Annotated in this window: 11 protein-coding genes and 3 pseudogenes; 10 read left to right on the top strand and 4 right to left on the bottom strand. The window is 77.0% G+C overall.

Annotated elements, in window-relative coordinates; genetic code table 11:
- The 4 genes and pseudogenes from ACVMLK_RS16895 to cobJ all read left to right on the top strand — a co-directional run.
- Positions 1–589 (top strand): annotated as a pseudogene (locus tag ACVMLK_RS16895) (precorrin-3B synthase); the annotation flags it as partial.
- A complete protein-coding gene (locus ACVMLK_RS16890) occupies positions 586–1,218 on the top strand; it encodes a precorrin-8X methylmutase (RefSeq protein ID WP_457487058.1) in 633 nt (210 codons plus the stop codon). The pseudogene ACVMLK_RS16895 and the gene ACVMLK_RS16890, both read left to right, overlap by 4 nt.
- Entirely contained in the window at positions 1,215–2,009 is a 795-nt protein-coding gene (locus tag ACVMLK_RS16885; protein ID WP_457487057.1) for a precorrin-2 C(20)-methyltransferase, read from the top strand. Before ACVMLK_RS16890 ends, ACVMLK_RS16885 begins: the two co-directional genes overlap by 4 nt.
- On the top strand, positions 2,006–2,755 hold the full coding sequence (gene cobJ / locus ACVMLK_RS16880) for a precorrin-3B C(17)-methyltransferase (RefSeq protein ID WP_198367535.1): 750 nt from the start codon (positions 2,006–2,008) through the stop codon (positions 2,753–2,755). Before ACVMLK_RS16885 ends, cobJ begins: the two co-directional genes overlap by 4 nt.
- Here the strand turns inward: cobJ and ACVMLK_RS16875 are convergent.
- On the bottom strand, positions 2,728–3,507 hold the full coding sequence (locus ACVMLK_RS16875) for a cobalt-precorrin-6A reductase (RefSeq protein WP_457487056.1): 780 nt from the start codon (positions 3,505–3,507) through the stop codon (positions 2,728–2,730). The genes cobJ and ACVMLK_RS16875 overlap by 28 nt on opposite strands.
- Between ACVMLK_RS16875 and cbiE the strand changes: the two are divergent.
- From cbiE to cobM, 3 genes and pseudogenes are all read left to right on the top strand, one after another.
- Positions 3,495–4,703, top strand: a pseudogene (gene cbiE / locus ACVMLK_RS16870) (precorrin-6y C5,15-methyltransferase (decarboxylating) subunit CbiE); the annotation flags it as partial. The gene ACVMLK_RS16875 and the pseudogene cbiE overlap by 13 nt on opposite strands.
- The gene (locus tag ACVMLK_RS16865; protein WP_370592063.1) at positions 4,683–5,075 is read left to right on the top strand and encodes a cobalamin biosynthesis protein; all 393 of its coding nucleotides are present in this window, start codon (positions 4,683–4,685) and stop codon (positions 5,073–5,075) included. The pseudogene cbiE and the gene ACVMLK_RS16865, both read left to right, overlap by 21 nt.
- Before the next feature lie 67 nt (positions 5,076–5,142).
- Entirely contained in the window at positions 5,143–5,901 is a 759-nt protein-coding gene (gene cobM / locus ACVMLK_RS16860) for a precorrin-4 C(11)-methyltransferase (RefSeq protein WP_457487055.1), read from the top strand.
- A 2-nt stretch (positions 5,902–5,903) separates the two neighbouring features.
- Here cobM and ACVMLK_RS16855 read toward each other — a convergent pair whose 3' ends face one another.
- The gene (locus tag ACVMLK_RS16855) at positions 5,904–6,977 is read right to left on the bottom strand and encodes a cobalt-precorrin-5B (C(1))-methyltransferase (protein WP_457487054.1); all 1,074 of its coding nucleotides are present in this window, start codon (positions 6,975–6,977) and stop codon (positions 5,904–5,906) included.
- A 41-nt stretch (positions 6,978–7,018) separates the two neighbouring features.
- Here ACVMLK_RS16855 and cobA point away from each other — a divergent pair, with 41 nt between their 5' ends.
- Entirely contained in the window at positions 7,019–7,807 is a 789-nt protein-coding gene (cobA, locus tag ACVMLK_RS16850; RefSeq protein ID WP_457487053.1) for a uroporphyrinogen-III C-methyltransferase, read from the top strand.
- 45 nt (positions 7,808–7,852) lie between these two features.
- On the opposite strand, the gene ACVMLK_RS16845 is transcribed toward cobA, so the two are convergent.
- On the bottom strand, positions 7,853–8,395 hold the full coding sequence (locus tag ACVMLK_RS16845; RefSeq protein ID WP_457487052.1) for a hypothetical protein: 543 nt from the start codon (positions 8,393–8,395) through the stop codon (positions 7,853–7,855).
- A complete protein-coding gene (locus tag ACVMLK_RS16840; RefSeq protein ID WP_198367541.1) occupies positions 8,395–9,009 on the bottom strand; it encodes a hypothetical protein in 615 nt (204 codons plus the stop codon). The genes ACVMLK_RS16845 and ACVMLK_RS16840 overlap by 1 nt, the downstream gene beginning before the upstream one ends.
- A gap of 462 nt (positions 9,010–9,471) precedes the next feature.
- On the opposite strand from ACVMLK_RS16840, the pseudogene ACVMLK_RS16835 reads away from it, so the two are divergent.
- Both ACVMLK_RS16835 and ACVMLK_RS16830 read left to right on the top strand, forming a co-directional pair.
- A pseudogene (locus ACVMLK_RS16835) lies at positions 9,472–10,807 on the top strand (cobyrinate a,c-diamide synthase).
- A partial coding sequence (locus ACVMLK_RS16830) for a nicotinate-nucleotide--dimethylbenzimidazole phosphoribosyltransferase (protein ID WP_457487051.1) occupies positions 10,807–11,468 on the top strand: 662 nt, incomplete at its 3' end. The pseudogene ACVMLK_RS16835 and the gene ACVMLK_RS16830, both read left to right, overlap by 1 nt.

Here is an 11,468-nt window from a genome sequence, read left to right as displayed (position 1 = left end):
GGGCGCCGCCGCGCTGTTCGCGCGGGCCGGGCTGACGGCCGGCGCGTCGCCGCCGCCTGAGGAAGCGCCAGCCGGGCCGCCAGTCGGGCCATCAGTCGGGCCATCGGTCGGCGCGCTGGCGGGCGGCTTCGGCCTCGGCCTGCCCTTCGGCGTCATGACGGTGCCGGCGTTGCGGGAACTGGCTGCGCTGGCCGCGGCGGAGGGCGATGGCAGCCTGCGCCTGACGCCCTGGCGCAGCGTGCTGCTGCCCGGGGTTCGCCGGGCGGCGGTCCCCGGCCTGATCGACGATCCCGCCGATCCGCGCCTGGCGCTCCGCGCCTGCCCGGGCAGCGAGGGCTGCGCCAGCGGCCGCGCCCCGGTGCGGCGCGAGGCGCTGGCCCTGCTGGGGCTGTTGCGGGCGCCGCCGCCGGGCTTGCTGCATCTCTCCGGTTGCGCCAAAGGCTGCGCGCATCCCGGCCCGGCGGCGCTGGTGCTGGTGGCCGAGGCGCCGGGGCGCTACGCCCTGCTCCGCCACGGCCGCGCCGGGGATGCGCCGCTGGCCGCCGGCCTCTCCCTGGCCGAGGCGGCGGCGAGGATGGAAGAGAGATGAGCGGACCCTACGACTACATCCGCGACGGCGCGGCCATCTACGCCAAGTCCTTCGCCACCATCCGCGCCGAGGCCGACCTCGCCGGCCTCACGCCGGAGCAGGCGCGCGTCGCGGTGCGCGTCATCCATGCCTGCGGCCAGATCGAGGTGGCACGGTCGCTGCGCTTCCATCCTGCCTTCGCCGCCGCCGCCCGCGCCGCGCTGCTGGCCGGCGCGCCCATCCTCTGCGACGCGCAGATGGTGGCGCATGGCATCACCCGCGCCCGCCTGCCGGCCGGCAACGCGGTGGTCTGCACCCTGTCGGAGCCGGAGGTGCCGGAGCTGGCGCGGCGCCTCGGCAACACCCGCTCGGCGGCCGCGCTGCATCTCTGGGGGGAACGGCTCGGCGGCGCGCTGGTCGCCATCGGCAACGCGCCCACCGCGCTGTTCCATCTGCTGGAGCGGATCGAGGCCGGCGCGCCGCCGCCCGCCGCCATCATCGGCCTGCCGGTCGGCTTCGTCGGCGCGGCGGAATCCAAGGCGGCGCTGGCGGCGCAGGACCGCATCCCCTGGATGATCGCCGAGGGGCGGATCGGCGGCAGCGCCATGGCGGTGGCCGCCGTCAACGCCCTGGCCTCGGAGCGGGAATGAGCGCAGCCCTCCACATCCTGGGCCTCGGCCCCGGCGATCCCGACCTCGTCACGCTGAAGGCCGCCCGCATCCTGGGCCGCGCGCCGGTTGTCGCCGGCTTCGCCAAGCGCGGGCGGGCGGGCCACGCCTGGAGCATCGCCGCGCCGCACCTCGACCCGGCCGCCGAGCGGCTGCGCTTCGACTATCCCTTCACCGTCGATGTCGGGGTGGCGGAGCCGCGCTACGCGCGCGAGATGGGCGCCTTCTACGACGATTGCGCCACCGCCATCGCCGCGCATCTCGCCGCCGGGCGCGAGGTGGCGCTGCTCTGCGAGGGCGACCCCTTCCTCTACGGCTCGGCCATGTACCTCTTCGACCGGCTGCGGGCGCGGTATCCGGTCGAGGTGGTGCCGGGCATCATGGCCATGGCCGGCTGCTGGGCACGGGCCGGGGTGCCGATGGTGCAGGGGGACGAGACGCTGCGCGTGCTGCCCGCCACCCTGCCGGAGGCGGCGCTGGCCGCGGCGCTGGCCGGCACGGAGGCGGCGGTGATCATGAAGGTGGGGCGCCACCTGCCGAAGCTGCGCGCCGTGCTGGAGCGGGCCGGGCTGCTGGCGCGCGCCGTCTATGTCGAGCGCGGCACCCAGGCGGGCGAGGCGATCCAGCCCCTGGCCCTGCGGGACGACAGCCCGGCGCCCTATTTCTCCCTGGTGCTGGTGCCGGGCCGGCTGCCGCCCAGTGGGATGTCGGGCGGGATGTCGGGCGGGATGTCGGGCGGGATATCGGGCGGGATATCGGGCGGGGCGCCATGAGCCTCGACGTCATCGGCCTCGGCCCCGGCGATGCCGCGCTCCGCACCCCGGAGGCCGAGGCGGCGCTGGCCGCCGCCACCGACATCCTGGGCTATGGCCCCTATGTCGCGCGGGTACCGCCCCGGCCCGGCCAGCGGCGGCACGCCACCGACAACCGGCAGGAGCTGGAGCGCGCGCGCCACGCGCTGGAACTGGCGGCGGAGGGCGCGCGGGTGGCGGTGGTCTCCTCCGGCGATGCCGGCGTCTTCGCCATGGCCAGCGCGGTCTTCGAGGCGCTGGAGGCCGGGCCCGAGGCCTGGCGGGCGCTGGAGATCCGCGTGCTCCCCGGCATCTCCGCCATGTTCGCCGCCGCCGCCCGGCTGGGCGCGCCGCTCGGCCACGACTTCTGCGCCATCTCCCTCTCCGACAACCTCAAGCCCTGGGCGCTGGTGGAGAGGCGGCTGCGCCTGGCCGCCGAGGCCGGCTTCGTCCTGGCGCTCTACAACCCCATCTCCCGCGCCCGTCCCTGGCAGCTCGGCCGCGCCTTCGCGCTGCTGGCCGAGACCCTGCCCGGTACCACCCCGCTGGCCTTCGCCACCGCCATCTCCCGGCCCGAGGAGCGGATCGAGATCCGCGCCCTGGCCGAGGCCGACCCGGCCCTGGCCGACATGCGGACCCTGGTGCTGGTCGGCTCGGCCGCCACGCGGCTGATCCCGCGCCCGGGCGGGCGGCCCTGGCTCTACGCGCCGCGCTCGGTCCCGGCATGACGGCGCGCCAGCCAGTCCAGCGCCGCGCCGGCCTCCGCCACGGCCCCGAGCCCCGGGGGGGGGGGGGGGGGGGCCAGGAGATGCACCGGCAGGCCCAGGGCGCGCGCCGCCGCGAGCTTCGCCGCCACCGCCGTGCCGCCGGAATTCTTCGCCACCAGCACCTCGATGCGGGCTTCCCGCAGCAGGGCCAGCTCCGCCTCCAAGGCGAAGGGGCCGGTGTCCACGATCACCCGCGCGCGCGGTGGCAGGGCCTCGGCCGGGGGCGGATCGACGCTGCGGATCAGGTAGTCGTGCCAGGGCGCGGCGCGGAAGGCGGCCAGGTCCTTCCGCCCGACCGTCAGGAACACGCGGCGCGGCGCGGGGCCCAGGGCGGCCGCCAGCGCCTCCGGCGTGGCGTGCTCGCGCCAGTCGTCGCCGGGAACGGGGCGCCAGGGCGGGCGCTCCAGCCGCAGCAGGGGCGTGCCGGTCTCCGCCGCCGCCGCCAGCGCCTGGCGTGTCATGGCGGCGGCGAAGGGATGCGTGGCATCGACCAGCGCGCCGATGCCCTCCGCGCGCAGGAACTTCGCCAGCCCCGCCGCCCCGCCGAAGCCGCCGATCCGCAGCGGCACCGGCTGCGGCAGCGGCCGGCGCGTCACCCCGGCGAGCGACAGCAGGGGGGCGAAGCGGGCATCGCCCGCCACCGCGCGGGCGAGGTCCGACGCCTCGGTGGTGCCGCCCAGGATCAGCAGGCGCAAAGGGGATGAGCGGGCCATGGCTCGCCATCCTGGGGCTGGGCGAGGAGGGCGTCGAGGGCCTCTCTCCCGCCGCCGCCGCCCTGCTCTCCGGCGCCGAGGCGGTGTTCGGCGGCGCCCGCCACCTGGCGTTGGCCGCGCCGTTGCTGCGCGGCGCGGCGCATCCCTGGCCGAGCCCGCTCGACCTCGCTCCGCTGCTCGCCCTGCGCGGCCGGCGCGTGGCGGTGCTCGCCTCGGGCGATCCCTTCTGCTTCGGCATCGGCGCACTGCTGGCGCGGCAGGTGCCGCCGGAGGAATTCCTCTGCCACCCGGCGCCCTCCGCCTTCGCCCTGGCCTGCGCCCGGCTCGGCTGGGCGCTGCAGGACTGCGCGACCATCTCCTTCTGCGGCCGGCCGCTGGCGCCGCTGCGGCCGCTGCTGCAGCCGGGCGCGCGCATCCTCGCCCTCTCGGCCGATGCCACGACGCCCGCCGCCGTCGCGGCGCTGATGACCGGCCTCGGCTTCGGTCCCAGCCGCCTGCACCTGCTGGAGGCACTGGGCGGCCCGCGCGAGTGCATCTCCCGCACCACCGCCGGCGACTTCGCGGGCCACCCCGATCCGCTGAACATGCTGGCCATCGAGGTCGTTCCCGGCCCCTCGGCGCGGCCGCTGCCGCTGGCCGCCGGGCTGGCGGAGGATTTCTTCGAGCAGGACGGGCAGATCACCAAGCGCGAGGCCCGCGCCGCCGCCCTGGCCGCGCTGGCGCCCCATCCGGGCGAGCTGCTCTGGGACATCGGCGCCGGCAGTGGCTCGATCGGCATCGAATGGATGCTGCGCCACCCGGCCAACCGCGCTCTCGGCCTGGAGCCGAGGCCGGAGCGCCTGGCGCGGGCGGCGCGCAACGCCCTCGCCCTCGGCGTGCCGGGCTACCGCCTGCTGCCGCTCACGGCGCCGGCGGGGCTGGAGGGGCTGCCCACGCCGGACGCCATCTTCCTGGGCGGCGGCGCGGCCGCGCCGGGGGTGCTGGAGGCCGCCTGGGCGGCGCTGCGCCCCGGCGGGCGCCTGGTCGCCCATGCGGTGACGGTGGAGACCGAGGCGCGGCTCTTCGAGGCCGAGGCGCTGTGGGGCGGCGGGCTGACCCGGCTCTCGGTGGCGCGGCTGGCGCGGATCGGGCAGCGGCGCGGCTTCCGCCCGGCCATGACCGTCACGCAATACGCGGTGGAGAAGCCCCGTGCCGCCGAGGCGCCCACCGCCCTGGCCGGCCTCGGCTGCCGCCCCGGCGCCAGTGCCGAGGCCGTGCTGGCGCTGCTGCGCGAGGCGGAGGGGCGCAGCGGCCGGCGCATCGTCCGCCTGGCCGCGCCCTTCTTCCGCCAGGGCATGCCGGCGCTGGAGGAGGCCGCCCGGCGCCTCGGCCTGCCGCTCGACTGGATCGGCCATGCCGCCCTGCTGGCGGTGCAGCCCCGTTGCCCGACCCGCTCCGAGGCGGCGTTGCGCGCCACCGGCCTGGCCAGCGTGGCGGAAGGCTGCGCCCTGGCGGCGGGCGGGGCGCTGCTGCTGCCCCGCATCGCCGAAGGCGGGGTGAGCTGCGCGCTGGCCGAGCCGCCGCCATGATCCCGGCAGGCGCGGCGGCGCCGGACCATCGTCTTCCCCCGGCCTTCCGCAGAGCCCCGCAGACAGCATGACCGTGCATTTCATCGGCGCCGGCCCCGGCGCCCCCGACCTCATCACCCTGCGCGGGCGCGACCTGCTGGCCGCCTGTCCGGTCTGCCTCTATGCCGGCTCCGTCGTGCCGCCGGCGCTGCTGGCGCATTGCCCGCCCGGCGCCCGGCTGGTCGATACCGCGCCGCTCGACCTCGACGGCATCGAGACGGAGTACCGCCGCGCCCATGCCGCCGGGCTGGATGTGGCGCGGCTGCATTCGGGCGATCTCTCGGTCTGGTCGGCGGTCGCCGAGCAGGCGCGGCGGCTGGAGCGGCTCGGCATCCCCTATACCCTCACCCCCGGCGTGCCGGCCTTCGCCGCCGCCGCCGCCGCGCTGGGGCGGGAGCTGACCCTGCCGGGCGTGGCGCAGAGCCTGGTGCTGACGCGGGTCTCGGGTCGCGCCTCGCCGATGCCGCCGGGCGAGACGCTGGAGGCCTTCGGCGCCACCGGGACGACGCTCGCCCTGCATCTCGCCATCCATGCACTGGAGGAGATCGTCACCCGCCTGACGCCGCTCTACGGCGCCGATTGTCCGGTGGCCATCGTCATCCGCGCCTCCTGGCCGGAGCAGCGGGTGCTGCGCGGCCGGCTCGGCGACATCGTGGCGAAGCTGGCGGCCGAGCCGGCGGAACGGACGGCGCTGATCCTCGTCGGCCCGGCGCTGGAGGCCGGGGATTTCCGCGACAGCGCGCTCTACGACACGGACTACCAGCGCCGCTTCCGGGGGCGGGCATGAGCTCACCCGGCCTCGGCCAGCAACCGCCCGTCCCGCCCGAAGAGCGCGACATCGACCCGCACCGGCGCGCCCTCGACCACCGCCTGCGCCACGGCGCGGGCGCGCCCGGCCACCGCCGCCGGGAGGGCGAGGCCGGCCGCCCCGGCCAGGGTGAAGGCCTCCAGCGCGGTGTTCGCGCCTTCGATGCGGGCGGCCAGGGCGGCATCGGCGCCCGCCGCGCGGGCCAGCCCGGCCAGGGCCTCCAGATCCACCGCGCCGCGCCGCGAATGCAGGTCGAGCCGGCCCTGGGCCAGCTTGGTCAGCTTGGCGGGGCCGCCGGCGATGGTGACGCGCGGCACCGGATGGGCGCGCAGGTACTTCAGCATGCCGCCGACGAAATCGCCCATGTCGATCAGCGCCTGCTCCGGCAGGCGGTGCAGGGCGCGCACCGCCGCCTCGCTGGTGCTGCCGGTGGCGCCGGCGACATGCGCCAGGCCGGCGGCGCGGGCGACGTCGATGCCGCGATGGATGGAGTGGATCCAGGCCGAGCAGGAATAGGGCACCACCACCCCGGTCGTGCCCAGCACGGAGAGGCCGCCCAGGATGCCGAGGCGCGGGTTCATGGTGCGCCGCGCCAGCGCCTCGCCGCCGGGGATGGCGATCTCGACGCGCGCATCGACCGCACCGCCCGCCACCGCCTCCAGCGCGGCGCGGATCATCTGGCGCGGCACCGGGTTGATGGCCGGCTCGCCCGGCGGCAGCGGCAGGCCCGGCAGGGTGACGGTGCCGACCCCCTCGCCGGCGACGAAGACCAGGCCGCCGCCGGGCGGCAGGGGATGCACGGTGGCGCGGATCAGCGCGCCATGCGTCACGTCCGGATCGTCCCCCGCATCCTTGACCACCGCCGCCCAGGCGCCGCCATCCCCGGTGAAGCCATGCCCGGCCAGGGCGAAGGCGGGCGCCTCGCCCCGCGGCAGCCGGATGGTCACGGGATCGGGGAAGGCGCCGTGGCGCAGCGCGGCGAAGGCCGCCCCGGCCGCCGCCGTGGCACAGGCGCCGGTGGTCCAGCCCCGGCGGAGAGGCGCGTCCTGCTGCACGCCGGGAGGTTTAGCGCCCGCCGGGGCCCGGGGCGAGCGGCATGAAGCGCCTCGCCGCGCTGGAGGCCGCCATGGGCCGCGCCGCCCCGGTGCTGGAGCCCGGCCATGTCTGGCTCGCCGGGGCCGGGCCGGGCGATCCCGGCATGCTGACGCTCGACGTGCTGGCCGGCCTCGCCCAGGCCGAGGTGGTGGTGCATGACGATCTGGTCGATCCGCGCATCCTGGCCATGGCCCCCGCGACGGCCGAGCTGCGCTTCGTCGGCAAGCGCGGCGGGCGGCCCTCGACGCCGCAGGCCGCCATTCTCGGCCTGCTGGCCGAGCTGGCGCTGGCCGGGCGGCGCGTCCTGCGGCTCAAGGGTGGCGATCCCTTCGTCTTCGGGCGCGGCGGGGAGGAGGCGCTAGCGCTGGCCGCCGCCGGCATCCCGCACCGCATCCTGCCCGGACTGACGGCGGGGCTGGCCGGATTGGCGGCGGCCGGCATCCCGGCGACGCATCGCGGCGTCAACCAGGCGGTGGTGCTGGCCACCGGACATGCGGCCGAGGGCGCCGAGGACGCGCTGGACTGGACGGCGCTGGCCCGGCTCGGCCAGCCGCTGCTGCTCTACATGGCGATGCGGCGGCTGGAGGCGGTGACGGCGGCGCTGCTGCGCGGCGGCCTGCCGCCCGGAACGCCGGTCGCGGTGGTGACGGAGGCGACCCGGCCCGGCCAGCGCAAGCTGGTCTCGACCCTGGCGGAGGTGGCGGAGGCGGTGCGCGGGGCCGGGCTGGACGCGCCGGCGATCATCGCCATCGGCGGCATCGTCGGCGTGCTGGGCGGGAGCGGGCGCTGAACGAAATTCCCCCGGGAAGCGGACTTCCCGGGGGAGGAGGGCGACTCAGCGCGCGCGGCGCGTCGTGCCGCCGCGCTGCGGGGTGGCCGCCCGCGTGTCCGGCGGCGGCGGCGCGACGCGGGGCGCGACCGGCGCGGCGGCCGGCGTCACCGCCGCGGCGCCGGGCTGCACCGTCACATTGACCTTCACCGTGGTGGAACCCGGCAGCAGGCGCACCGTGAAGCTGTCGGTGCCGCTGAAGCCGGGCAGCGGCGTGTAGTCGATGCGGGTGTAGTCCCCGACGCTGTGCACATACACCCGGCCGTTCTCGGCACGGGCGCTCAGCAGGCCGGCGTCGAAGGGCTCCGGGCCGGGGCGGGCGACGCGCAGGGCGCACCAGCCGCCGTCATTCACCACGGTCATCGGCGCCACGGTCTCGCGGCCGTCGATCAGCCGGGGGTTGTCATCCACCGTGCAGGACTTGGCCGCGCCGATCATGTCGATGGCATAGACCGGGCGACGGGAGGTCTCGACGGCGCGCTGCGGCTGGGCACAGGCGGCGAGCAGCGCGGGCAGGGCCAGCGCCACCCAGGCGGAACGGAGATGCATCAACGCGAGGCCCGGCGGCTGGACGTGGCGCTCCGCGCGGGGGCGGGGCTGGAGGCGCTGGGGACGCAGCTGCCGAGCGAGGCCGGCAGCAGGTCCTTGGAGGCGGCGTAGGGGCCGAGCTCGGCGGCGCCGGGCAGGCTCATCACCTCCTCGAAGAGGCGCGCGTTGCGGCTGCAGAAGTCGGCGCCGACACGATTGGCCTCCTGCGCCCGGGCATTGGCGAGGTTGGTGATGAAGACGTCGTTCTCACGCTGGCCGGCGCGGCGGTCGCGCGCGGTGAAATGGCCGATCACCGCCATGTCGTTGCTGCTCAGCACCGGCTTGTAGCGGGTGATGAAGGCGTTGTAGGGCGCCTCGGTGTTGCAGGTCGTGGCGATGACCATCAGCTCGGTCTTCAGCGCGGCGATCTCGAACATCGCCTGCTGCTCCGGCGTGGCGCAGCGGAAGCTGGTCGCCATGGCGCCGGTGCCGGCCAGCAGCGTGGCGGCCGTCAGGAGACCCGTCAGGCCATGGAGGGCCAGGCGCCGGAACGGGCCGCGGGCGTCGCGTCTCCGCCCGGAGGCCGCCAGGCCGGTGTCTGGGCGCAATTCTGGAAGCGGGCGGCGCTGGTCCATACCCCTCATCCTCTCCGTTCTTCGTACTGGCGCGGTGCTGCCGCGGACTGGCTGCGGGAAATCCGAGATTCCATCGGGCCCGGCGCCCTTCCCCGTCCCGTCCCGCCCGGCGCCGCGGCAGGGCGGCGGAGCGGATCCATCGGTCCATACGGAAGACAGCGAACCCATGGGTGCAATACCGTGCGGCTGGCTTGCCGTGCAAGGCGTCAAAGCACGGAGGCGCGCGATTCGTTCCGCCAGAAATCAAGTTGTTACACAGCATTGCTGCACCGCCATCTTCGCTTGCCCCGGGATGCCGGCCAAGCCTCAGCCTGCCCTGGGGCTGGGCCGGCGGCCATTCATCCCCATCTCCTGGCCCATCTCCTGGCCCATCTCCTGGCCCATCTCCTGGCGGCCACCCCCTGGCCGAAGGGCCCGGCCTGTGATTGACGCTCGCGGCGAGGCAGGGACAGCGGAGGATGCATGGGCGGAGCTCTGGTGATCGGCGCGCCGCGCTCGGGCAGCGGCAAGAGCACGCTGACCCTGGCGCTGCTGGCGGCGTTCCGGCGGCGCGGGCTCGCGGTCGCGGCCGCCAAGTCCGGCCCGGACTATATCGACCCCGCCTTCCACGCCGCGGCCTGCGGCCATCCGAGCCCCAACCTCGACAGCTGGGCCATGCCCCCCGCCCTGCTGGACGCCGTGGCGGCGGAGGCGCGGCGCGCCCGGCCCCTGCTGCTGATCGAATCCGCCATGGGGCTGTTCGACGGCGCCGGCCCTGAGCCCGGGCGCCAGGGCAGCGCCGCCGATCTCGCCGCGCGCTTCGGCCTGCCGGTGCTGCTGCTGCTCGATGTCTCCGGGCAGTCGCAGAGCGCCGCCGCCATCGCCCGCGGCTTCGCCACGCACCGCGCCGGGGTGCGCGTCGGCGGCGTGGTGCTGAACCGGGTGGCCAGCGAGCGGCACCGCCGGGGCGCGGCGGAGGCCATCGCCGAGGCTGGCCTGCCGGTGCTCGGGGCGCTGCCGCGCGAGGCGGCCGTCACCCTGCCCGAGCGGCATCTCGGCTTGGTGCAGGCGCGCGAGCTGGGCGAGCTTCCGGCGCTGCTGGAGCGGCTGGCCGATCTGGCCGAGGCGCGACTCGACCTCGGCGCCATCCTGGCCCTGGCCGCGACGGCGGCGTCCCCGCCCGCCTCCGCCGCGCCGCACCCGCCGCTGCCGCCCCCCGGGCAGCGCATCGCCCTGGCCGAGGACGATGCCTTCAGCTTCCTCTATCCGCATGTCCTGGCCGGCTGGCGGCGGGCGGGGGCGGAGATCGAGTGCTTCTCCCCCCTGGCCGACCAGCCGCCGCCCGAGGCCTGCGACGCCTGCTGGCTGCCCGGCGGCTATCCCGAACTGCATGCGGGCCGGCTGGCGGCGGCCGGGCGCTTCCTGGAGGGGCTGCGACGCTTCTCCCGGACCCGCCCGGTGCATGGCGAATGCGGCGGCTATATGGTGCTCGGGCAGGGGCTGGAGGATGCGGCGGGCCGGCGCCACGCCATGGCAGGGCTGCTCGGCCACGCCACCAGCTTCGCCGCGCGGAGGATGAACCTCGGCTACCGGGAGGCGCGCCTGCTGGCCGACGGTCCGCTGGGCGCCGCCGGCACCCGCCTGCGCGGCCATGAGTTCCATTACGCCCGGCTGACCGAGCCGGGCCCCGCCGCGCGCCCGGGACGCCCCCCTGGCCGAGCTGGCCGACGCCGCCGGCGCCCCGCTCGGCCATGGCGGCGGGCGGCGCGGCCCGGTCAGTGGCAGCTTCTTCCACGCCATCGCCACGCAGGAGCCGTGATGACCGGAACCGAACGCCTCGCCGCCCTGCGCGCCCGCTGCGCCGCGCCGCCGGCAGGCGACGAGGCCGCCGCCGCCACCGTGACCGCCCGCCAGGCGCGGCTGACCAAGCCGCCCGGCAGCCTCGGCCGGCTGGAGGCGCTGGCGGCCTGGATGGCCCGTTGGCAGGGTCGCGCCCTCCCCCGGCTGGAGCGCGTGCAGGTGCTGGTCTTCGCCGGCAACCATGGCGTGGCGGCGCGCGGCGTCTCGCCCTATCCGGCGGCGGTGACGGCGCAGATGGTGGCGAACTTCGCCGCCGGCGGCGCCGCCATCAACCAGCTCGCCGCCTGCGCCGGCGCGCGGCTGCGTGTGGTGCCGCTGGCGCTCGACAGGCCCACCGCCGACATGACGGAGGCGCCGGCCCTGGCCCCCGAGGAGTTTCTCGACGCGGTGGACAGCGGCGCGGCCGCCATGGATGAGGGGGTGGACCTGCTCTGCCTGGGCGAGATGGGCATCGGCAACACCACCGCCGGCGCCGCCCTGGCGGCCGCGCTGTTCGGTGGCGGCGGCGACTGGGCCGGGCGCGGCACCGGGCTCGACGAGGCCGGCCTGGCCCGCAAGCGCGCCGTGGTCGAGGCCGCCCTGGCCCGCCACCCGGAGGCCCGGACCGATCCGCTGGAGGC

Source organism: Teichococcus aerofrigidensis, assembly GCF_054073225.1.
This window is presented reverse-complemented; position numbering and strand designations above follow the sequence as displayed.